18 protein-coding genes are annotated in these 21,526 nt (G+C 62.5%); 9 read left to right on the top strand and 9 right to left on the bottom strand.

Going from position 1 to position 21,526, the window contains the following annotated elements; translation table 11 throughout:
* The first annotated feature begins 136 nt into the window (after positions 1-136).
* The 4 genes from BM222_RS14590 (at position 137) to BM222_RS14575 (ending at position 3,842) form a co-directional block, all read left to right on the top strand.
* Positions 137-877 carry a GntR family transcriptional regulator gene (locus BM222_RS14590; protein WP_502690891.1) on the top strand — a complete coding sequence of 247 codons (741 nt, stop codon included), beginning with the start codon at positions 137-139 and terminating at the stop codon, positions 875-877.
* A gap of 62 nt (positions 878-939) precedes the next feature.
* Positions 940-1,932, top strand: coding sequence for a TRAP transporter substrate-binding protein (locus tag BM222_RS14585; RefSeq protein WP_092228979.1), 993 nt, complete (start codon positions 940-942; stop codon positions 1,930-1,932).
* An 88-nt stretch (positions 1,933-2,020) separates the two neighbouring features.
* Positions 2,021-2,536, top strand: a complete 516-nt coding sequence (locus tag BM222_RS14580) for a TRAP transporter small permease (RefSeq protein WP_092228919.1) — start codon at positions 2,021-2,023, stop codon at positions 2,534-2,536.
* A 16-nt stretch (positions 2,537-2,552) separates the two neighbouring features.
* A complete protein-coding gene (locus BM222_RS14575; protein ID WP_092228918.1) occupies positions 2,553-3,842 on the top strand; it encodes a TRAP transporter large permease in 1,290 nt (429 codons plus the stop codon).
* A gap of 99 nt (positions 3,843-3,941) precedes the next feature.
* On the opposite strand, the gene BM222_RS14570 is transcribed toward BM222_RS14575, so the two are convergent.
* From BM222_RS14570 to BM222_RS14560, 3 genes are all read right to left on the bottom strand, one after another.
* Complete coding sequence (locus BM222_RS14570) at positions 3,942-4,670, bottom strand: Crp/Fnr family transcriptional regulator (RefSeq protein WP_092228917.1); 729 nt, start codon at positions 4,668-4,670, stop codon at positions 3,942-3,944.
* Between the two features lie 331 nt (positions 4,671-5,001).
* On the bottom strand, positions 5,002-7,692 hold the full coding sequence (locus BM222_RS14565) for a bifunctional acetate--CoA ligase family protein/GNAT family N-acetyltransferase (RefSeq protein ID WP_092228916.1): 2,691 nt from the start codon (positions 7,690-7,692) through the stop codon (positions 5,002-5,004).
* 66 nt (positions 7,693-7,758) lie between these two features.
* Positions 7,759-8,598, bottom strand: a complete 840-nt coding sequence (locus BM222_RS14560) for a universal stress protein (protein ID WP_092228915.1) — start codon at positions 8,596-8,598, stop codon at positions 7,759-7,761.
* 189 nt (positions 8,599-8,787) lie between these two features.
* Between BM222_RS14560 and BM222_RS14555 the strand changes: the two genes are divergently transcribed.
* The 3 genes from BM222_RS14555 (at position 8,788) to BM222_RS14545 (ending at position 12,137) form a co-directional block, all read left to right on the top strand.
* Positions 8,788-10,311, top strand: coding sequence for a bifunctional aminoglycoside phosphotransferase/ATP-binding protein (locus tag BM222_RS14555; RefSeq protein WP_092228978.1), 1,524 nt, complete (start codon positions 8,788-8,790; stop codon positions 10,309-10,311).
* Between the two features lie 25 nt (positions 10,312-10,336).
* Positions 10,337-11,311 carry a CHAD domain-containing protein gene (locus BM222_RS14550; protein WP_092228914.1) on the top strand — a complete coding sequence of 325 codons (975 nt, stop codon included), beginning with the start codon at positions 10,337-10,339 and terminating at the stop codon, positions 11,309-11,311.
* A 97-nt stretch (positions 11,312-11,408) separates the two neighbouring features.
* Positions 11,409-12,137: a CBS domain-containing protein gene (locus BM222_RS14545; RefSeq protein WP_092228913.1), complete on the top strand. Its 729-nt coding sequence runs from the start codon at positions 11,409-11,411 to the stop codon at positions 12,135-12,137.
* 9 nt (positions 12,138-12,146) lie between these two features.
* Here the strand turns inward: BM222_RS14545 and BM222_RS14540 are convergent, their stop codons facing one another.
* The 3 genes from BM222_RS14540 to BM222_RS14530 all read right to left on the bottom strand — a co-directional run bounded on the left by BM222_RS14540 (position 12,147) and on the right by BM222_RS14530 (position 14,980).
* Complete coding sequence (locus BM222_RS14540; RefSeq protein WP_092228912.1) at positions 12,147-12,605, bottom strand: RidA family protein; 459 nt, start codon at positions 12,603-12,605, stop codon at positions 12,147-12,149.
* Between the two features lie 21 nt (positions 12,606-12,626).
* Positions 12,627-14,318, bottom strand: coding sequence for a benzoate-CoA ligase family protein (locus tag BM222_RS14535; protein ID WP_092228911.1), 1,692 nt, complete (start codon positions 14,316-14,318; stop codon positions 12,627-12,629).
* Between the two features lie 143 nt (positions 14,319-14,461).
* Positions 14,462-14,980: a MarR family winged helix-turn-helix transcriptional regulator gene (locus BM222_RS14530; RefSeq protein WP_177243221.1), complete on the bottom strand. Its 519-nt coding sequence runs from the start codon at positions 14,978-14,980 to the stop codon at positions 14,462-14,464.
* Between the two features lie 250 nt (positions 14,981-15,230).
* Here BM222_RS14530 and BM222_RS14525 point away from each other — a divergent pair, with 250 nt between their 5' ends.
* Positions 15,231-16,403, top strand: coding sequence for an ABC transporter substrate-binding protein (locus BM222_RS14525; protein WP_092228909.1), 1,173 nt, complete (start codon positions 15,231-15,233; stop codon positions 16,401-16,403).
* A 30-nt stretch (positions 16,404-16,433) separates the two neighbouring features.
* Positions 16,434-16,892: a cupin domain-containing protein gene (locus BM222_RS14520; protein WP_092228908.1), complete on the top strand. Its 459-nt coding sequence runs from the start codon at positions 16,434-16,436 to the stop codon at positions 16,890-16,892.
* A gap of 8 nt (positions 16,893-16,900) precedes the next feature.
* Here BM222_RS14520 and BM222_RS14515 read toward each other — a convergent pair whose 3' ends face one another.
* From BM222_RS14515 to BM222_RS14505, 3 genes are all read right to left on the bottom strand, one after another.
* Complete coding sequence (locus tag BM222_RS14515) at positions 16,901-18,151, bottom strand: flavin-dependent oxidoreductase (RefSeq protein WP_092228907.1); 1,251 nt, start codon at positions 18,149-18,151, stop codon at positions 16,901-16,903.
* A gap of 53 nt (positions 18,152-18,204) precedes the next feature.
* Positions 18,205-20,556: a bifunctional salicylyl-CoA 5-hydroxylase/oxidoreductase gene (locus BM222_RS14510; RefSeq protein ID WP_092228906.1), complete on the bottom strand. Its 2,352-nt coding sequence runs from the start codon at positions 20,554-20,556 to the stop codon at positions 18,205-18,207.
* A 94-nt stretch (positions 20,557-20,650) separates the two neighbouring features.
* Positions 20,651-21,487 (bottom strand): enoyl-CoA hydratase family protein, encoded by an 837-nt coding sequence (locus BM222_RS14505; protein WP_092228905.1) that lies wholly within the window; start codon positions 21,485-21,487, stop codon positions 20,651-20,653.
* Positions 21,488-21,526: the final 39 nt, after the last annotated feature.

Raw genomic sequence — 21,526 nt, 5'->3', positions numbered from 1 at the left:
AGCAATCTCGCGCTCGGCTTTCGGTGGGAGAACCGCTGCCGCTTGCTGCAGAGCAACAGAGACACCCCCTTCTAATCTCCTAGTTGATCTTCTCGCAAATCAGTTCATATACTAATATATCAATTGCGGAGCACGCATGCCCGCCCGCTCGACGAAGAAAACCGAAGCCGCGGCTTCAGCCATGACCGGTCCTCGCCGCGGTAAGCCACCGCAGCGAGCGACGGCTTCGTCGCGTATCTATAACGAACTGCGCGGCGAGTTGGTCTCGATGCGTCGCAGGCCCGGCGAGGTGATCTCGGAATCCGAGATCGCGCTCAGCTTCGGCGTCAGCCGCACGCCGGTGCGCGAAGCGATTCTCAAGCTTTCCGACGAGGGCCTGCTGGACGTTTTTCCGCAGTCCGGCATCTTCGTGTCCCGCATCCCGCTCGCCGCCCTGCCCGAGGCCATCATCATCCGCAAGGCGCTGGAAGAGACCACCGCGCGCCTCGCGGCCGAACGCGCCACGACGAGTCAGATCCTGCAATTGCGGTCGATCGTGGAACGCCAGCGTGAGGCCGATGAAGCTGGAGACCGCACCGCGTTTCATCAGGCCGATGAGCTGTTCCACGCCACCATCGCCGATGTCGCCAGACATCCCGGAATCTGGACGCTGATCCTGCATGTAAAGATGCATGTCGATCGTTATCGCCAACTGACGCTGCCGGTCGCCGGACGCATGACGCAGGTCATCGCAGAGCATGAACCGATCCTCGCGGCGATCGAGGCGCACGATCCGCAACGTGCCGGGATTGCGATGGAGCGCCATCTCGACCGGCTGCTTCGCGACATCTCGGAGACGCAACATACCAATCCGGAGTTTTTCGCCAGCACGGAGTGACCGGCTTTCCGGTCAATAACGACACACATCGAAAGAACCAAGAACTAATGAGGGAGACGACCATGCTACGCCGTGATTTCATCAAATTGAGCGCCGGACTGGGAGCTGCCACGCTGGCTCCGATCTCGTCGGGCCACGCCCAGACCAAGGCCGTCTTCAAGGCCGCCGACGTGCAGCCGGTTGGCTACCCAACGGTCGCCGCCGTCGAGAACATGGGCAAGAAGCTCGCCGAGGCAACCCAGGGCCGCCTCTCGATCCAGACCTATCCCTCCGCGCAACTTGGCGCCGAGAAGGAGACGATCGAGCAGACCCAGATCGGCGCGATCCAGATGCTGCGCGTCAGCGCCGGCGCCGTCGGTCCGATCGTCGACGACATCAACGTCGTCAACATGCCGTTCCTGTTCAAGAACGTGGCGCAATCCTGGAAGATGATGGACGGCGAGGTCGGCCAGGAGTTGCTCGACAAGATTACCGCAAGCCCCAACGCCAATCTGGTCGGCCTGTGCTGGATGGATTCCGGTGCACGCAGCTTCTACAACACCAAGCACCCCATCAAATCGGTCGCCGACGTTCACGGCCTGAAGCTTCGCGTGATCGGCAACCCGATCTTCATCGACATGGTCAATGCGCTTGGCGGCAACGGCATCGCGATGGGATACGACCAGGTATTCTCCTCGCTGCAGACCGGCGTGATCGACGGCGCTGAGAACAACCCGCCGAGCTACGTGTTCAGCAACCACTACACCGTGGCGAAATACTACTCGCTGACGGAGCACCTGATCATCCCCGAGATCCTCTGCTTCTCCAAGCGGTCCTGGACCGCGCTGTCCGCCGACGACCAGGCGCTGATCAAGAAGTTCGCCCGCGAGGCGCAGCTCGAGGAGCGCGAGCTCTGGAAGAAGTACGAAACGACGGCGATGGAGAAGGCCAAGGCCGCCGGCTGCGAGATCGTGGAAATCGCCGACAAGAAGCCATTCCAGGATGCGGTCAAGCCGGTGTGGGACAAGTATGGCCCGAAATACCAGGCCATGATCCAGCGCATCCAGACGCTCTGAACGTTCTCGAACCAAAGCCAAAGCGCGACAATCACCCATCGCGCTTCGGCCTCGACAATCCGAACCACTGACAGAGCAGGAAACGCGGATGGCCGCACTGTTTCGCCGAGCGATGGACTATCTCTACCTGTTATGCGTGATCGTCGGCTGCACCGCGCTGGTCGCAATCTCCGCGGTGATCCCGTGGGCGGTGTTCACGCGCTACGTGCTCAACAGTGCGGCTTCATGGCCGGAGCCGACGGCGGTTCTGCTGACGATCGTGCTGACCTTTATCGGCGCAGCCGCCGGCTACCGGCTCAACCTGCATATGAGCGTCGGCTATTTTGCCAAGAAGCTGCCTCCGCCGCTGCAAAAGGCAACCGACATCCTGGTGCAGCTGCTGATGGCGCTGATCGCCCTGTTCATGGTGATCTGGGGCGAGCGTCTGGTCCAAGTCACCTGGTACAACACGATCCCTGATTTCCCCTCGCTGTCGGTCGGCGTCACCTATCTGCCGATTCCGATCGGCGGCCTCTGCCTTCTGCTCTTCGTGATCGAGCGAATTTTCCTCGGCGTGCCGCCCGATCCGATCGGCAAGCACTCCGAAACCGCCCCCTTCGAGTGAGCCGGGAGTTATCGCAATGGACATCTTCATCCTCCTCGGCACGATGATCGTCTGCTTCCTGATCGGCATGCCAATCGCCTATTCGCTGGCAATGGCGGCGATCGCCGGCGCATTGTCGGTCGGCATTCCACTTGAAGCCTTGATGCTGAAGATCTCGGACGGCGTCAGCAAGGTAGCGATGCTGACGATTCCGTTCTTCGTGCTCGCCGGCGCCATCATGGCCGAAGGCGGCATGGCGCGGCGGCTTGTCGCCTTTGCCGACGTTCTGGTTGGCTTGACGCGACTGCGCGGCGGCCTCTCGATCGTCAACGTGCTGGCGACGACCTTCCTCAGCGGCATCTCCGGCTCTGCCGTTGCCGACACCTCGGCGATCGGCTCGGTGATGATCCCTCAGATGGAGAAGAACGGCTATCCGCGGGTGTTTGCGACCAACCTCACCATCTCCTCCTCGGTTCAGGCACTGCTGGTCCCGCCGAGCCACAACGCCGTGCTCTATTCGCTCGCCACCGGCGGCACCATCTCGATCAGCGCGCTGTTCATGGCGGGCGTCTTCCCCGGGCTGTTGATCGGATTCTCACTGATCATGCTGTGCCTGGTGATCGCCTATCGCGAAGGTCACCCGCAAGGCCGTACCGTGCCGGCCAAGGAAGCCGTCAAGATCACGATCGACGCGGCCTGGGGCCTGATCACGCTTGTCATCATCCTCGGCGGCATTCTGGGCGGCATTTTCACCGCGATCGAAGCCGGCGCGGTCGCCTGCATCTGGGCCTTCTTCGTCACCATGTTCGTCTATCGCGACTACAAATGGCGGGATCTGCCGGTGCTGCTGCACCGGACCTTGCGCACCGTTGCGATGGTGATGACGCTGATCGCCTGCGCCTCCGCCGTCGGCTACATCATGGCGCTGACGCAGATGCCGGCGAAAATGACGGCGTTCTTCCTGTCGATCTCCAGCAACAAATACGTCATCCTGTTGCTGCTCAACGTCTTGCTGCTGCTGCTCGGCACGCTGCTCGACATGGCGCCGTCGATCCTGATCGCCACGCCGATCCTCCTTCCGGTGATGCAGAATTTCGGCGTCGATCCGGTGCACTTCGGCATGATCATGCTGCTCAACCTCGGCATCGGCCTGTGCCATCCGCCGGTCGGTGCGATCCTGTTCGTCGGCTGCGCCGTCGGCAAGGTCTCGCTCGAAGAGGTCATGCGCAAGATCTGGCCGTTCTACGGCGTCATGCTGTTCGTGCTGATGCTCGTCACCTTTCTGCCGGAGATTTCGCTCTGGCTGCCGCGTCACATCCTGCACTGAATGAGGCCGCGTCGGCCAGCGGTTCGAGGGGCACAAGGCCGGGGCGGCACGTCGGCTCTTGCCATCTCGAGAAGCTGCACAATCTCGACGGCTAGGCTCTCACTCGCCGTCGAGGCCGCTTTCGGCAAGCTCACGCAGCGCATCCATGTCGAGCACGACGATGGCGCCATGCTCGAGGCGTACCCAGCCTCGTCCGGCCCAGGCGCGCAATTGCTTGTTGATGCTCTCGCGCGTCATCCCAACCATCTCGCTGATCTCCTGCTGGGTGATCGCGAGCGTGCCGCTGCCGGAATCGAGCTTGCGTTCCTCGGTGAGACCAAGCAGCGCGCTTGCGAGCCGGCCCGGCAGATTCTGCAAGATCACCTGTTCGACCTGCTGGCTGGTCCAGCGCAGCCGCGCGCAGAGCAGTTCGATGAATTTCATCGCGAGCGCCGGCTGGCTCTTCACGAACGGCAGGAAGTCGCGGCGGTCGATGATGTAGAGCTCGCAGTTGGTGTTGGCGGTTGCATCCGCCGACCGCGGCGCACCGTCGAGTACGGCGATCTCGCCGAAGATTTCGCCCGGACCGATCAGATTGAGAATAGCGTTCCGCCCGTCAGGCGATGAAGTGGAGATCTTCACCGTTCCCGTGATCACCGCGAACAGATTGTTGCCGGGATCGCCCTTGGCGGCGATGGTCGCACCACGCTTGACGGTGGTGTGCTTGGCGTAGCGGCACAGCTGATCGAGCGCTTCCGGATCCAGATCTGCGAAGATCGGATGCTTGCGCAGGACCGACAGTTTGTTACCCGACAACTGCCGGGGGTCGCCGGTCTTGTCCTGAGGCACGCCGGGACTCCTAAGACTGCGAGGCACTGGAGTTCCTGCGTAGTCAACGTCAGCGGGCTTTTCAACCGGAAAGCACGGACAGAGCTTGAGACGAAAGCTGCCAAAATGCCGCGATTGCGCCCCGGAGCCGCACCTGCAGGGTGCGCCGATGCGTTTCAGCCGATGCAGAGTTGCAGGGATGGCAACTCAAAAAAGGCGCATGGGCACGCCGGAGCGGCAAGAATCAGCCCGGTCGGCGCTGGGTAACGCCTGTTGAGCCAGATCAATATTTGCCGACATACCCGCCCCGCTCCGCGGCAAACGCGTCCGAAACGCCCCGCAACTGGGCGGATCAGAGCTTCAGGCGGACGTCGCAGATATCAGGCTCGCTCGGATCCGGCTTGATCTCGAAACCTAGCTGCCGGCACATCTCCAGCATCACGACGTTCTCCTTGAGCACGTCGCCCGAGATCGTCTTGAGCCCTTCCGACTTCGCATAGTCGATGATCAGCTGCATCAGGGCCCAGCCGAGCCCTCTGCCCTTGAGGTCGGACCGCAGCAGGATCGCGTATTCGCCGCGATCGTAGACCGAATCCGAATGGAGTCGCACCACGCCGACCATCTCGTCCTGTTCATCGAAGGCGATGAAAGCCATGGCGCGCGCATAATCGAGCTGGGTCAGGCGCGCGATGAACTCATGGGTAAACTCCTTCATCGGCGCGAAGAAGCGCAGGCGGAGATCCTCAGGCGTGACATGACGTAGGAATTCGTGGATCGTCGGTTCGTCTTCGGGGCGCAGGGGCCGCACGAAAATGCGCCAGCCGTCCTTGAGCGCGAGCCGGCGCTCCCATTGCGACGGATAGGCGCGGACAGCGAAATTGGCCGGGCCTGAGCCCGCAAATTTTCGCTGCGGCGGCCCCACCGCGGCGCGGGCATCGACGGCGGTCACGCCGGTTTCGTCGGCCAGCATCGGATTGATGTCGAACTCGCGGATCTCAGGGATGTCGGCTGCCATCTGCGCCAGCTTGACCAGCACCAGTGCGACCGCGTCCTGCTTGACCGCCGGCACATCCCGGTACGCGGGCAACAACCGGGACACACGTGTACGCTCGATCAGGTCACGGGCGAGCTGTAAATCGAGCGGCGGCAGCGCCAGGGCCTTGTCGTTGATGATCTCGACCGCCGTGCCGCCGCGGCCGAACACCACGACCGTGCCGAAGGTCGGATCGTCGGCGAGGCCCAGGATCAGCTCGCGCGCCTTCGCTTTGACGACCATCGTTTGCACGATGATGCCGTCAATCAGGGCTTCGGGCCGTAACTTTCTCACCCGCGCCAGTATGTCGGCAGCGGCTGCGCGCACCGCAGCCTGCGAGGTCAGATTGAGAACGACACCGCCGACATCGGACTTGTGCACGATATCGCGCGACATGATCTTGAGCACGACGGTGGCGCCTTGCGCGAAGATCTCGTCCGCGTAGACGACCGCCTGCTCGACATCATCAGCCGCATAGGTCGGCACCATTGCGATGTCATAGCATGCAAGCAGATGCTTGATCTCGACGGGCTCGAGCCATTTGCGGCCGTCGGCGATAGCCATTGCGACGATCTCCTTTGCAGCCGCCACATCAGGCACGAACCTGTCCGGCATCGCCGGCGGAACCTGGCTCAGCTCGTCGACCACCTCGCGATGCCGGACCATATGCATGAAGCCACGCACCGCGTCATCTTCGGTCGGATAGTTCGGAATGCCTGCGGCAGATAGCGTCGCGATGATGTCCTGATCGGCGCCGACCCAGGCAGCAAGCACGGGCTTGGCCCAACTGCGGTGCTTCTCGCGATATTTGACGACGAGCTCGGTCACGATCGCTGCGATCGCGGCAGCCGATGCGATCGCGGTCTGCACATTGAGCACGAGGATCGCATCATTGCCAGGATCGTCCAGCAGGACCTCCAGCGCGGCAGCATAGCGCGATGCATCTGCGTCGCCGACGATATCGATGGGATTGGTGCCGGACCAGGTCGGTGGCAGCACCGCAGCGAGCTTCTCGCGCGTATCTGGCATCATCGGCGCGGGAATTCCGCCGAGGTCGACCAGCCGGTCGACCGCCAGGACGCCGATGCCACCGCCATTGGTCAGAATCGCGAGTCGTTTTCCCGCCGGTGCCCCGATCCTGCCGAGCGTCTCGGCGCAATCAAACAGTTCGCGCAGATCGGATACCCGAAGGACACCAGCGCGACGGAAAGCTGCATCATAGACGGCGTCGGTGCCTGCGAGCGCGCCCGTATGCGTGGCAGCCGCCTTCGCGCCCTGCACCATGCGACCCGACTTCACCACGACGACGGGTTTCACGCGCGCCGCGGCGCGCGCTGCCGACATGAACTTTCGCGCGTCCCTGATGGCCTCGATGTACAGCAGAATGGCACGCGTCTTGTGGTCCATCGCGAAATGGTCGAGCAAATCAGCGATGTCGACGTCGATCTGATCACCGATCGTGACGATGCCGGAGAAACCCACGCCACGCTGCGCGGCCCAATCCACCATGCCGGCCGCGATCGCACCCGATTGTGAGATCAGAGCTAGATTTCCTGCCCCCGGCATGTGTGCGGCGAAACTCGCATTGAGGCTTGCGCCGGGCATCATGATGCCGAGGCAATTCGGGCCAATAAGCCGCATTCCGTATTTCCGGGCGGCCGCCACGGCGCTTTCCTGGAGCGCCCCCGGTCCATGGCCAAGTCCCGACGAAAGGATCAGAGCCCCGGCTGAACCGCGATGGCCGGCCTGGTCGATGATTTCAGGTATCTGACGCGCCGGCGCGGTAATGACGACCAGTTCGGGGACAAACGGAAGTTTGTCCAGGCTGCTCACTGCCGCGATACCGTCGATCTCGGCATGGCGCGGGTTCACCAAGCCGAACTGCCCCTTGAATTCCGCCTTGCGAATGTTCTCAAGGACCGCGCGTCCAACGGAAACTGGACGGGAACTCGCGCCCACCAGCGCGACCGACCGGGGCGACAGCAGGTTCTTCAGGCGGTAAGTCGACATGATCACACCAGTCCGATCGGGCAACGGGTCCGACAGAAGCTAACCGGGATATGAGTTGAAGCGCACCTAGTGCGACATCATTACCCAGCATGGTGGCTGGCCGATGACGGTTTTGGTCACGCCGCCCCAGACAGTCTCGTTCAGACGCGAATGATGATAGGCGCCCATGACGATGGCGTCGACGGCATGGGACTGCGCCCAGCTCCCCAGCACCTGGCCGATCGAACTCCCGCTGTCCTGCACGGTTTCGAAGGATGCATAGACCCCGTGTTCCCTGAGATGGTGGACGACACTGGTGCCGGATTGCACAATCGCTTCGTCTTTATCTTCTGCCACCGTGATCACGTGCACTACGGCGGCAGCTTGCAGGATCGGCAACGCATCGCCCACCGCGCGCGCGGCGCGCGCCGAATGGTCCCACGCAATCACGACATTCTCGAATTCCGGTCGCAGCGCCTCCACATGCTGCTCCGGGCAGAGCAGCAGCGGCCGGCCGGATTGGAACAGGAACGTTTCAACGATGTTTTCGGTTCCGCTGTCGTGCGGCTTCACGGGAATCAAACTAAGGTCACTAAAGCGCGCATGCTCGGCTAAGGTCGATGCGATCCGGTCCGCCGGCGCGCTGCCTGATCGGCTCTGGGCGCGGATGCCGGCACGTGAGGCCGCACTGGTGAATGCGTCCAGGAGCTGCTGCATGCCTCCCACCTTGCGCATATGGCTGCGTTCAGCGGACTCCGGCTCATCAGGGAATACGACGTTCGGCAGCACGAAAGCATCGTCCTCGAGCGCGAGCCCCGTGATCCGGGCGCCGAGGTCGGCGGCAACTGCGACGCACTTCTCGATTGCGGCTAGCGTGGGCGCACGCGGCTCGCCAATGAGTGGTAGAAAGACGTCCTTGATGGGCATCGGATTCTCCTTGCCGACCAGAATAGGTCATCTTCGGTCCGGACCCTTGATCCTCCTCAAGCCGGGAAAACTCCGCCTCGCCAGCCCACGACAGCTTTTGATGGAAGTCAAGTCGCAGTCCCGACTTAGAGGTTACCCTGGTTTGCGGCCGGACCGCTTGGCCCTACCATCTGCAACATGCCGGCACGGATGACGGACAGCACTCCGACCCAGGAACGGATCTTCGCGGCTCTGACCGGGCACGCTGGCGTGAAGCGGATCGACACGCACGCGGCTTCGGTCTTCCTCGACGGGACGCGCGCGCTGAAGATCAAGCGGGCGGTCAAGTATCCATTTCTTGACTATTCGACGCTCGATAAACGCAAGGCGGCCTGCGAGGAGGAAGTCAGGATCAACCGGCCACACGCGCCGCAGATCTATCGTCGCGTCGTCGCCATCACGGAAGAACCCGACGGGTCGGTGAAGGTCGATGGCAGCGGCCGGCCAATCGAATATGCAGTCGATATGTCGCGTTTCGATGAGACCCGGACGCTCGATCATCTGGCCAAGGCGGGACGGTTCGACGCGGACCTTGCATCGGCCATCGCCGACGCGATCGTGGTTTCACATGCGGCAGCGATAGCCACCAACAGCAAGAGATGGGTTGCCTCGATCCCCGCCCTGATCGACGGCAACAGCAACGGCCTGAGAAAGGGCAATCAATTCCCGGCTGCGGAGATCGAGCAGCTTGGGCAAGCCTCGAATGCGAGGTTTCTGCGCGTTCGATCCTGGCTTGAAGAGCGCGCCCGCCGGGGTTTCGTGCGCCGTTGCCATGGCGATTTGCATCTTGCGAATATCGTGTTGATCGAGCAGCAGCCCGTGCTGTTCGATGCCATCGAGTTCGACGCAGAGATGGCGACGGTCGACGTGCTGTACGACCTCGCTTTTACACTGATGGATCTGTTGCGCCATGATCAGCCGCTGGCCGCAAACATCATGCTCAACCGATACCTCGCCGCGACGCCAGTCGACAATCTCGATGCGCTCCGCGCGCTGCCACTTTTCATGTCCATTCGCGCGGCCGTTCGCGCCCAGGTGACCTTGGCACGGCTGAAGCCGACGCATTCCGAAGATGTCGGCATTCTTGACCAGGCGCGTCGCTATTTCGACCTTGCCCGGGCGCTGATCCAACCTCCGCGTCCCCATCTTGTCGCGGTGGGCGGCCTGTCGGGCAGCGGCAAGACGGTCTTGGCACAGGCGCTCGCGCCGACCCTAGCACCAGAGCCAGGCGCCGTCGTGTTGCGCAGCGACGTCATTCGCAAGCAGTTGTTCGGGGTCCCCGACACAGAGCGGTTGCCGCCGACTGCATACACGCCCGAGCTTGCCGAGAGGGTCTACGCGACTTTGGCCGAACGCGCCCGGCGCGTGCTGGCCCAGGGCCATTCGGCTGTTGCCGACGGTGTGTTCGCTCGTGATTTTGAGCGGGATGCCTTCGCCGCCCTCGCCCGGGACTGCAACGTGCCTCTCACCGGCCTGTTCCTGGTCGCCGATCTGGCAACCCGGCAGGCCCGAATCGGCAGCCGCAGCGGCGACGCATCGGATGCCACGCAAGAGGTTGCCGCGTTGCAAGAGCGCTATAATATCGGCCATATCGGTTGGGCGACCATCGATGCATCCGGTTCACAAGCGCAGACGCTTCAGCGCTGCCGTGACGCGGTCGCCAAGGGCAGGTAAGGCAATCTGATTGGCGCGGGAAAGGATGGGGCGACCTACGACAAGTTCGACGGCGACCGCCCGTGCCAGTTCGGCGGCGAGCCGCAATACGCTGCCCGGCCGCCTCAGCCCCGGCATGGCCTGCGACACCGCCTTCCGAATCATCGCCCGCCGCCACCTCGCCGCCGTACTCGCCCAGCATGCGGGCACCTGCCGAGGCGATCCTGAAGCGCTGCATCAGATCCGCATCGCGCTGACCCATCTGCGGACGGCGATCCGCTTCTTTTCCCCAATGGTCGAAGATGCGCTGCGCCCCAAACTCTGGGCCGAGCTGAAATGGCTAAACGGCCAGCTCGGCATGGTGCGGGATCTCGATGTCGCGATTGAACGCGTGGTGGCCGAACCCGGTGACGAACTCGCCGTGATTGCCGAACTGCAGCACTGGGACGAGAAACGCGCCGAAAGCCATCGCCTGCTGGCCCGCGCACTGCAATCGGCGCGCTATCGCCACCTGGTCGAACAGACCTCGAGCTGGATCGAGAGCGGCCCCTGGTCGACAAGGCGTAGCAAGGAGGCCACCAGACTGCGCCGCTGTCCACTCGCCGAGCACGCGACGGAGCAATTGAGGGAATGGGAAAGGACGCTGCTCAGAAGGGCCCGGAAGCTGCACAAGCTCGACGTCGAGAAACGGCACAAGTTGCGGATTCTCAACAAGCGGCTGACCTATTCCATCGAGTCGCTGGAGGATTTGTTCGCCGACAAGTCGCGGACGAAACAAAAATCGATCCTCAAGCAATTGCGCAGGGCACAAAAGTCCCTTGGACGGCTGAACGACGATGCGCGCGGTCAGACGCTGGCCGCCTCGCTGAACACGGCCGTTCCGGAGGCTGGCATTCGCTTTCTCGACCGCAAGAGGGAAAAGAAATTGCTGCGGACGGCTTCGACGGCCTATCGCAAGCTCGACAAGAGCAAGCCATTTCGCGCCTCCGACCTGAAGCCCGGTGCGCAACCAGAGGATTAGGCATTCGCAAGCGCTGCTTGACTTGGGTCAATTCCTACCTTTGCCGCTGATCTAGACTTCGCACATCGATATTGATCCGATCTTGCGGAGTTCTCCGATGCGCGCCCACCAGATCATGACCCGATCGGTCATCTCGGTCACCCCCGACATCAGCATCATCGAGGCTGCGAACATCATGCTGACGCGTCATATCAGTGGCCTCACTGTTGTCGACAATAGCGGCAAGCTGGTTGGCGTGGTCTCCGAGGGCGACTTCATCCGCCGCAGCGAAATCGGCACCGGTCGCAAGCGCGGCCGCTGGCTGCGCTTCATTCTCGGCTCCGGCAAGTCAGCCAGCGATTTCGTCCACGAGCATGGCCGCAAAGTCGCGGAAGTCATGACCGTCTCACCTGTGACCATCACCGAGGATACCGCGCTCGCCGAGATCGTCGATCTCATGGAGCGGAACAACGTAAAGCGCCTTCCGGTGGTTCGCGGCGACAAGGTCGTTGGCATCGTGTCGCGCGCCAACCTGCTCCAGGCGGTGGCGGGCCTCGCCCGCGACGTGCCGGATCCAACGGCCGACGACGATCACATCCGCGGCCGCATCATCAATGCCATGGAGAAATACGACTGGTGCCCGTTCGGCCTGAACGTGATCGTGCGCGACGGCATCGTTCATTTGAGCGGTATCATCACCGAGGAACGGGCGCGGCAGGCGGCGATCGTCGCGGCGGAGAACGTCGAAGGTGTCAAGAAGGTGCACGACCATCTGTGCTGGGTCGACACGATGTCGGGCGTCTATCTGAACTCACCCGAAGACGAGAATCTCTCCAAGGCGAGCTGAGCGCGCGGCCTAGCGGGGAATGACCGCAGTGGCCTCGATCTCGACGCGCGCCGCTTTCTCAACGAGACGGACGACCTGGACCAGCGCCATCGCGGGATAGTGCGTACCGAAGACGACGCGATAAATCTTGCCGAGCTCCTTCAGGTTCGCCAGGTACTCCTCCACGTCCACGACATACCAGGTCAGCCGCACGAGATGCTCGGGCCGCGCACCGGCCTCGGCCAGGATTTCCGCGATATTGCTCAAGGCCTGACGCACCTGCGCGACAAAACCGTCCGCAAGATGTTCCCGGGCATCCCAGCCGATCACGCCACCGGTGACGACAATGCGACCTTCGGCAGCCATTCCATTGGCATAGCCCTTCGGCATCGGCCAACCCGAAGGCTGGAGCACTTGCGCCCTGGGGCCGGCGTCGTCCTCGGCAGGGGTCTGCAGCACGGCAAGCTGTGGGGCTTTCGGCGTTGTCACGGACAATTCTTGATCCTCATCTCATTCCGCCGCGACGCCCGAGGACGTCGCAGCCGCCTGCGCCAGTTGCCGCAAGGCGAAGCGCTTCAATTTTCCGGTCTCGGTCTTCGGCAGCTGCGTCACGAACTCGATCGCGCGCGGATATTTGTACGGCGCAATCTCACGTTTGACGTGCTCTTGCAACTCGGCTGCGAGCTTTGCGTCCGGCATCACGCCGGCGGCGACGACGACGTAAGCCTTCACAATCATCCCGCGCGCCTCGTCGGGCGCACCGACGACGCCGCACTCGGCGACCGACGGATGCGTGAGCAGGGCTGCTTCCACATCCGTGCCCGCGATATTGTATCCGGACGACACAATCATGTCGTCAGAGCGCGACTGGTACCAGAAATAGCCATCGCTATCCATCAGATAGGTGTCGCCGGTGATGTTCCAGCCGTTCTGAACATACTTCCGCTGCCGTTCGTCGGCGAGATAGCGGCAGCCAGTCGGCCCGCGCACCGCGAGCTTCCCCATCGTCCCCGCCGGCAAATCATTGCCGTCATCATCGACGATCTTCGCCTCATAGCCGGGCACCGGCTTTCCGGTCGCGCCCGGACGAATGTCGTCGTCCGTCGCGCTGATGAAGATGTGCAACAACTCTGTCGAGCCGATCCCGTCCATCAACTTGATGCCGGTTGCCTTCAGCCAGGCATCGAATGTCGGCTTAGGCAACGTCTCGCCCGCGGATACGCATTTGCGAAGCGAGGAGATGTCGCGGCCCGCGAGTTTACTTATCATCGCGCGATATGCAGTCGGTGCCGTGAAGCAGACTGTGGTCCTGTATTGCTCGATCGCCGATAGCATGTCGTCCGGCGTCGTCTTCTCGAGCACGACGAAGGAAGCGCCGATGTGCATCGGAAACAGCACGCCGCCAAAGCCGAAGGTGAAGGCCAGGGGCGCGGAGCCAATGAATCGATCCTTCTGCTCGGCTCGCAAGATATTGCGCGCATAACCATCGCACACCGCCAGCATGTCCCGGTGGAAATGCATGGTGCCCTTCGGATCGCCCGTCGTGCCCGACGTAAACGCGATGAGGCAGATATCGTCCGCGGCGGTATCGACAGCCCTAAACTCCGGACTTGCATCCGCGATCAGCGCCTCGAGCGAATCGGAAGCGCCATTGCCCCAATAGACCACGTGCTTGAGACCGGGCGCCACCAGCTTCGCCCTTTCCATCTCATCGGAGAGTTTCCCGTCGCAGAGCGCGAGCGTGATCTCCGCCTTCTGAATGGGATAGGACAGCTCCTTGGCGCGCAGCAGCGGCATCGTCGCCACGCAGATACCACCGGCCTTGATCACCGCGAGATAGGTCGCAACCATCATGGCGCTATTGGCGGAGCGCAGCATCACGCGTCCACCCGTGACGAGACCGAGCTTGCCAACGAGCACATTGGCAATGCGATTCACGAGCTCTTGTAGTTCGCGATAGGTGTAGCTCACGGCGGGACTGATGACGCAAGGCGCGTCGCCGTGGCCCTGCTCGATCCAACGGTCGAGGAAATAGGTCACACAGTTCAGTCGCGACGGATAGCGGAGTTCCGGCCGCGTGAAGATGAACTCCGGCCAGAGCTCGGGTGGCGGCAGATGTTGCCGCGCAAATGTATCGACGTGGGCCGTCGCGGCGTTGCCGTCATGCGAGCCCGAGACTTGAACCTTGGCAGCGTTGGCCATCGCACGCTCCTTTCAGCATGGAAAGCACCCGGCAGCACTCAACGGAAAACATTTTAGGCTTAAAACAATTCGGCGCAATAGCGGAGTTGGGCATCCCATGCATTTTCGTCCGGCGAATTGGTGGCGGCCCGGGAACCCGCAACTCAGGGGCGGCGCCGCGCGGCCGATTTCTGCGCAGACCCCTTGGTCTTGGCAAGGAGCCGCATCAGCTCGCGCACGTCCTTCGGCGTCAAATCGGCGAAGAGATCGGCGATCCAGGTCTCGTGCTCTGCGGCCATTCGGCGGAACTCGGCGCGGCCGAGCTTTGTGAGGCGGATCACCTGGACCCGACGGTCGGTCTCCGAGGTACGACGGTCGAGATGGCCGGATTCCACCAGGCGCTCGACGAGGCCGGTGACGTTGCCGTTGGACACCATCATGCGCTTGGAGACATCCGATAGCGTCATGCCGTCGGGCGCCTTGTCGAGCTGCGCCATCAGGTCGAAACGAGGGAGGGTGACGTCAAAGCGCTGCCGCAGGCGACCGCGAACCTCACCCTCGATCAGGGTCGTGCAGGTGAGCAGGCGCAACCACAGCCGAAGTTCTTCGGCGTGGTCCTCGGGCGTTTCGACGGCCTTGGTCTCGGAATCGAGCATGTTGGTGCAATCACTCACGGCCGGCATTGGCGCCGCCCCGGATTCCCTAATGTTTTGAGCTTCAAGTAAATCCGCGCCGGCCGCAAGCCTAAAGCTGTAACAATCGATCGCACACTGATCTCTTTAAGCTTCAAGCAATTGGCGCGCCGCTTGCATGCTACGCTGCCGCATCAAGGTGACGCCGTGAGCTTGGCTTGCCGCGTGCGCCGTCATCGGCATAATCTTCGATCGGAGTACGCGGCTTGCAACGCAAGCTCTGGTGCCACGGGAGACAATCATGAAAATGCAACGGACCTTGGCTGCAGCCGCCTTGCTGCTCGGTGCGGCGATGGGCCCTGCCCTCGCGCAGGAAAAGATCAAGCTGGGCGTGATCGTGACCCTTTCGGGGCCAGCCGCCGCGCTCGGCCAGCAGGTTCGCGACGGCTTTGCGCTCGCGGTGAAGGATCTCGGCAATAAGATGGATGGTCGCGATGTCGAGGTCGTCGTGGTCGACGACGAGTTGAAGCCCGACGCGGCGGTAACCAAGGTCAAGGGTCTGCTCGAACGCGACAAGGTCGACTTCGTGGTCGGACCAGTCTTCTCCAACATCCTTCAGGCCATCCACCGGCCCGTGACCGAAGCGAAGACCTTTCTGATCAGCCCCAATGCCGGCCCGTCGACCTATGCCGGCAAGGACTGCAACCCGTTCTTCTATGTGACGTCGTACCAGAACGATCAGGTGCACGAGATCCTTGGCAAAGTGGCGCAGGATCGCGGCTACAAGCGGATGTACCTGATGGTGCCGAACTACCAGGCCGGCAAGGATTCGGTAGCCGGCTTCAAGCTCGACTACAAGGGTGAGATCGTCGAAGAATCCTATATGCCGCTGAACACGCTGGATTTCCAACCGGAGCTGTCGAAGATCGCCGCGCAGAAGCCCGATGCGCTGTTCACGTTCATGCCGGGTGGTCTCGGCGTCAACCTCGTCAAGCAATACAAGCAGGCTGGCCTTGCCGACCGCATTCCGGTGCTTTCGGCTTTCACCGTGGATGAATCGACCCTACCCGCGCAGCAGGATGCCGCCGTTGGGATGTTCGGCGGCGCGAACTGGGCGCCCAACCTCGACAATCCCCAGAACAAGAAGTTCGTCGCCGCCTACGAGGCCGCCTACAACAGTGTGCCCGGCACCTACGCGTTCCAGGCCTATGACGCCGCGATGCTGATCGACAGCGCGGTCAGGGCTGTGAAGGGCGACTTCTCCAACAAGGACGCCGTTGCGGCCGCCCTGAAGAAGGCGGACTTCACATCGCTGCGCGGGTCGTTCAAGTTCAACGCCAACGGCTATCCGATCCAGGATTTCTACCTGACCAAGGTCGCCAAGCGTCCGGATGGCAAATTCCAGACCGAGATCGTACAAAAAGTCTTCGAGAACTACGGCGACCGCTATGCCAAGGACTGCAAGGCAAACTAACGCTGCGCGTCGCATCAAGGGAGGACTGCAATGAAGAGCGAGATCACCGGCATCACCCGGGCCAATGAGGGAATCCAGGGCATTTCGTGGAACATTCTCGGCCAGACTTATGTGCCGAAGAGCAACACCGAGAACAGCTTCTCCTGGCACGCGACATTTCCGCCGGGCACGTTCGTGCCGCCGCACATCCATCCCGACCAGGACGAATATCTCTACATGCTGGAGGGCAAGCTCGACTTCGTGCTCGGCAATTCCGAGGCGCAGGCAACGCCTGGCGATTTGATCCGGCTCGGCATGGGCGTGCCGCACGGCATCTTCAACAAATCAGACCAGACCGCGAAAGTGCTGTTCTGGGTATCGCCGACCAAAAAACTGTTCGACCTGTTCTGGGGCCTTCACAACATGAAGGAGCAGAAGCCGGAGGACGTCGTGGCGATGGCCGCCGAGTTCAACATCCACTTCCTGCCGCCGCCTCCCGGCGCCGGCTAGCGGATGCTTTAGGCCCGCACCGCGGCTAGGCCCGGCACCGCAGCGAACCCCGCCTTCGTGGCATAGCCACGCACGATCGCCTCGCGCTGGGAATAGCTCAAGACGTTGTCGATGTTGTCAAAGCCGTCGGGCGCCAGCTGCTCGACGGCGTCAATGACACCTTCGGGGCCGCCACGGCGGTTGGAACGGACGATATCCGCTGTCATCGGCAGGCGCTTCTTCTCATACTCGACCAAGGCCTGCCGCGGATGCTCGGCACGCGCCAGCGCATCCCCAAGGCAGCGCGCATCGAGGATCGCCTGGGAGGCGCCGTTGGAGCCGACCGGATACATGGGATGTGCGGCATCGCCAAGCAGCGTAACGCGGCCGGACGACCAATAAGGCAAGGGGTCGCGGTCGCAGGTCGGATATTCATAAAACTCGGGCGTTGCCGAGATCAGGCTTCTTACATCGATGTAGGGCACCGAGAAGCGGGCGACATGCGGCATCAGCTCCTCGCGCCGGCCGGGCCGCGACCAATCTTCCTTACGTGGCGGCGGGGCATTGCCCTCGCCCACCTTCACCAGCACCGCCCAATTGGTCAGACGGCTCGCCGGGCTCGATCCTTCCGCGATCGGATAGACCACCACCTTGGCATTGAGACCACCGGCGACGATCATCGACTTGCCGGTCAGGAACATCGGCCAGTCGCGCGCACCGCGCCACAGCATGAGGCCGTTCCAGCAGGGCGGCCCCTCATTTGGGAACAGCGCGTCGCGGACGCGTGAGTGGATGCCGTCCGCCCCGATCAGGATATCGCCGCGCGCAGTGTGGATGTGCGAGCCGGCGCGATCGAAGAAATAGGCCGTGACACCGGCTTCGTCCTGCGTGAACGCGCCGAGCCGGCAGCCCGTGTGGATGGCATCCGCGCCGAGCCGCTCCTCGACCGCGCGATGGATGACACCCTGAAGACGGCCGCGGTGAATCGAGAATTGCGGCACGTCATGGCCGGCGTCCACGCCGCGGGCTTCGCGCCAGACCTCCTGGCCATGGCGATTGAGATAGTAGAGCTGATCGGTGCGGATAGCGACGTCGTCGAGTTGTTGCAGCAGACCAAGACTGGCAAGCTCGCGCATGGCGTGCGGCAGCGTGTTGATACCGACGCCAAGCTCGCGGATCGTATCCGACTGCTCGAAGATCTCGCAGCCGATCCCGCGGGCCCGCAGCATCAACGCCGTGGTGAGACCACCGATACCGCCACCGACGATAATCGCCTTCATCGCCCTCAACTCCACTCAATACACAGGCAGCGGGGTTAACGTCGCACGGGCGCTCACTCCGCCGCAAGCGGCTTTGTCGCCTCCGCTTTGAGCTCGGCCCGGGTCTTGGGCTTAGCCTTAATTCGAAGCTCCTCGAGATCCTGCCGATCGCGCACACTATTGCGGAAAATCTGGTCCTTCCCAGGTAGATATTGCGGCGGGCAGAACGCGTCGGTTGCGCCATACCAAGCGGCCGCCTTCATGGTGAAGAAGGGGTCGACCAGATGCGGCCGCCCGAGCGCGACAAGGTCCGCCCGGCCGGCGGCCAAAATGGTGTTGGCCTGGTCCGCCGTCGTGATGTTGCCGACGCACATGGTGGCCACGCGCGCTTCGTTGCGGACCTGGTCAGAGAATGGCGTCTGGAACATGCGGCCGTAGACCGGCTGGCCTTCGCGAGCCGTCTGGCCCGTCGAGACGTCGATCAGGTCGACACCGGCCTCGGCGAAGGCCCGCGCGATGACCACCGCATCGTCGCCGGTAATGCCGCCATCCGCCCAGTCAGTCGCGGAAATACGCACGGACATCGGCTTGTGCTTCGGCCAGGCGGCCCGCAGTGCTTCAAAGATCTCGAGCGGGAAGCGCAGGCGATTTTGAAGCGAGCCGCCATATTCGTCGGTACGAGTGTTTGTCAGCGGCGAGATAAAGCTCGCGAGCAGATAGCCATGGGCGCAGTGCAGCTCGAGCATGTCAAAGCCGCAACGCTCGCCGCGCGCGGCAGCAGAGACGAACGACTCCCTCACCGCATTCATACCCGCGCGATCGAGCTCACGGGGGACCTGGCTGTCGGGGAAATAGGGCAGCGGCGATGCCGAAACCACGTCCCAGCCACCTTCGTCCAGTGGGCGGTCGATACCGTCCCACATCAGCTTGGTCGCGCCCTTGCGGCCGGCGTGACCGAGCTGCAGGCAAATTCTTGCGGCTGAGTTGTCATGAACGAAATCAACGATGCGCCGCCAAGCGGTCTCCTGCTCGTCATTCCAGAGGCCGGCGCAGCCGGGCGTGATACGGGCCTCGCGGTTGACGCAGGTCATCTCCGTGAAGATCAAGCCGGCGCCGCCGATCGCGCGCGAACCGTAGTGCACGAGGTGAAAATCACCCGGGACGCCCTCCTTCGCCGAATACATGCACATCGGCGACATCACAGCGCGGTTGACGATCTCCATTTCGCGCAAGCGAAACGGCTGGAACAGCGGCACCATGGGCTTGTCGATGCTGACATCGAAGCCCTTGCTGCGCACCTGCTCGGCGAAGGATTTCTCGACTTCGGCCACGAAATCGGGCGCGCGGAGTTTTAGATTGTCATAGGTGATCGCCTTCGAGCGCGTCATCACGCCGAAAGCGAATTGCACGGGATCGAAATCCCAGAAGCGATCGACATGCTCGAACCAGACCAGCGAGACGTCGGCGGCGTGCTGCGTCTTCTCGACCTCCTCGCGGCGGCCGTGCTCATAAACATCCAGCGCGGCCTTGACGTTGGGCGCCTTCGCCATGGCCTCAGCCAGTGCAATCGCATCTTCCATTGCCAGCTTGGTACCCGAACCGATCGAGAAATGCGCGCTCGCCTTGGCGTCACCGAGCAGCACCATGTTGTCCTTGACCCAGCGTTTGCTGCGGATCATGGGGAAGTTGCGCCACATCGAGCGATTGGTGAGCAGCTTATGCCCATCGAGGAACCAGCCGAAGATATCGGCCATCCGCGCCGCGGACTGGGTTTCGTTCAGGCCCGTCAGCCCCGCGCGCTCGAACGTCTCCGGATCGGTCTCGAAGATCCAGGTCGAGTGACCGGCTTCATACTGATAGGCGTGGGCGATGAATGGCCCCCACTCCGTCTCCTGGAAGATGAAGGTGAAGGCATCGAGTGGCCTGGTCGAGCCCATCCATGCGAACTTGTTGGTCCGAAGGTCGACCTCCGGCTGAAACTGGTCAGCATGCTTCTCGCGGAATCGGCTGTTGACGCCATCGGCCAGCAGGATGAGATCGGCATCGGCAAAGCGCGATTCGTCGTCGATATCCACTTCGAAATGCAAGACGACACCGAGCTCGCGGGCTCGCTCCTGCAGGATCAGCAGCAGTTTTTGCCGCGAGCAACCGCAAAAACCGTTGCCGCCGACCCGATGCACCGTGCCGCGAAAATGCACGGCGATATCATCCCAATAGGCGAACTCCTGGGTGATGCGGCGATAGCTCGGAAGATCGTGCCGTTCAAAGTTGTCCAACGTGGCATCCGAGAACACCACGCCGAAGCCGAACGTGTCGTCGGCGCGATTGCGCTCATATACTGTGATGTCGGCGCTCGGGCGCTGCTTCTTCAGCAGGATCGCAGCATAGAGACCCGCAGGTCCGCCACCGATGATCGCGACTTTCATGGGAGCCTCGCCAATTCAACCGGCCACGAAACTATTTTAAGCCTAAAATAAATTCTGGCAAGTCCCCGTTCGGGGCCTTCCGTAGGAAAGCCGCTCAGTCGCCCCTGAAGACCGGCTTGACCTTGTTGGCGAAAGCCTCGAAAGCGCGCGCGAAATCGGCCGTCGTCATGCACAGGGCCTGAGCAACGGCCTCCGCTTCGATCGCCTCTTCCACCGACATCGCCCATTCCATCGCCAGCATCCGCTTCGTCATGGTATTGCCGAAGGTCGGGCCCTCCGCGACCTGCTTGGCCAGCAGCTGCGCCTGGGGCAGCACCTGCTCCGGTGTGACGATCCGGCTGAAGAAGCCCCAGCGCTCGCCCTCCTCCGCGGTCATGAACCGGCCGGTGTAAAGAAGCTCGGAGGCACGGGACTGACCGATGATCCGCGGCAGGATCGCGCAGGCGCCCATATCACAGCCGCCAAGACCCACCTTGTTGAACAGGAACGCCACCTTAGCGCCGGGCGCCGCAAGCCGCATGTCGGATGCCATGGCGATGATCGCGCCGGCGCCGGCGCAGATGCCCTCGACTGCAGCCACGATCGGCTGAGGGCAGGCCCGCATCGCTTTTACGAGGTCACCCGTCATCCGCGTGAACGCCGTCAACCCTTTGGTGTCCATCTTCACCAGCGGGCCGATGATCTCGAACACGTCACCGCCGGACGAGAAATTGCCGCCGGCCCCGGTGACGACGATCGATTTGACCGCGTCGTCGAACGCACAAGCGCGAAAGAAATCCGTCAGTTCGCGATAGCTCTCGAACGTCAGCGGATTCTTCCGTTCCGGACGATTGAGCGTCACGGTGGCAACGCCGCCGACCACGGCCAGCAGGAAGTGCTGTGGGGAATAGTCCGCGAGCGGCACGGTCACGGGATTGGCTGGTCTACTCATGCGATCTCCTTAGCTTCCTTGTTCCGCCTGCGCCACGCA

The sequence above is a fragment of the Bradyrhizobium sp. Gha genome (genome assembly GCF_900113735.1).
Classification (GTDB): Bacteria; Pseudomonadota; Alphaproteobacteria; order Rhizobiales; family Xanthobacteraceae; genus Bradyrhizobium.
Note: the sequence above shows the minus strand (reverse complement) of the source record. Positions and strands in the feature narration are given on the sequence as shown.

Coding starts and splice junctions, on each gene's coding strand:
- BM222_RS14580 (WP_092228919.1), top strand. CDS start 2,021: ATGGCCGCACTGTTTCGCCGAGCGATGGACTATCTCTACCTGTTATGC.
- BM222_RS14575 (WP_092228918.1), top strand. CDS start 2,553: ATGGACATCTTCATCCTCCTCGGCACGATGATCGTCTGCTTCCTGATC.
- BM222_RS14510 (WP_092228906.1), bottom strand. CDS start 20,556: ATGAAAGTCGCGATCATCGGTGGCGGACCTGCGGGTCTCTATGCTGCG.
- BM222_RS14565 (WP_092228916.1), bottom strand. CDS start 7,692: ATGTCGACTTACCGCCTGAAGAACCTGCTGTCGCCCCGGTCGGTCGCG.
- BM222_RS14590 (WP_502690891.1), top strand. CDS start 137: ATGCCCGCCCGCTCGACGAAGAAAACCGAAGCCGCGGCTTCAGCCATG.
- BM222_RS14585 (WP_092228979.1), top strand. CDS start 940: ATGCTACGCCGTGATTTCATCAAATTGAGCGCCGGACTGGGAGCTGCC.
- BM222_RS14545 (WP_092228913.1), top strand. CDS start 11,409: ATGCGCGCCCACCAGATCATGACCCGATCGGTCATCTCGGTCACCCCC.
- BM222_RS14535 (WP_092228911.1), bottom strand. CDS start 14,318: ATGGCCAACGCTGCCAAGGTTCAAGTCTCGGGCTCGCATGACGGCAAC.
- BM222_RS14520 (WP_092228908.1), top strand. CDS start 16,434: ATGAAGAGCGAGATCACCGGCATCACCCGGGCCAATGAGGGAATCCAG.
- BM222_RS14555 (WP_092228978.1), top strand. CDS start 8,788: ATGACGGACAGCACTCCGACCCAGGAACGGATCTTCGCGGCTCTGACC.
- BM222_RS14560 (WP_092228915.1), bottom strand. CDS start 8,598: ATGCCCATCAAGGACGTCTTTCTACCACTCATTGGCGAGCCGCGTGCG.
- BM222_RS14525 (WP_092228909.1), top strand. CDS start 15,231: ATGAAAATGCAACGGACCTTGGCTGCAGCCGCCTTGCTGCTCGGTGCG.
- BM222_RS14550 (WP_092228914.1), top strand. CDS start 10,337: ATGGGGCGACCTACGACAAGTTCGACGGCGACCGCCCGTGCCAGTTCG.
- BM222_RS14515 (WP_092228907.1), bottom strand. CDS start 18,151: ATGAAGGCGATTATCGTCGGTGGCGGTATCGGTGGTCTCACCACGGCG.
- BM222_RS14530 (WP_177243221.1), bottom strand. CDS start 14,980: ATGCCGGCCGTGAGTGATTGCACCAACATGCTCGATTCCGAGACCAAG.
- BM222_RS14505 (WP_092228905.1), bottom strand. CDS start 21,487: ATGAGTAGACCAGCCAATCCCGTGACCGTGCCGCTCGCGGACTATTCC.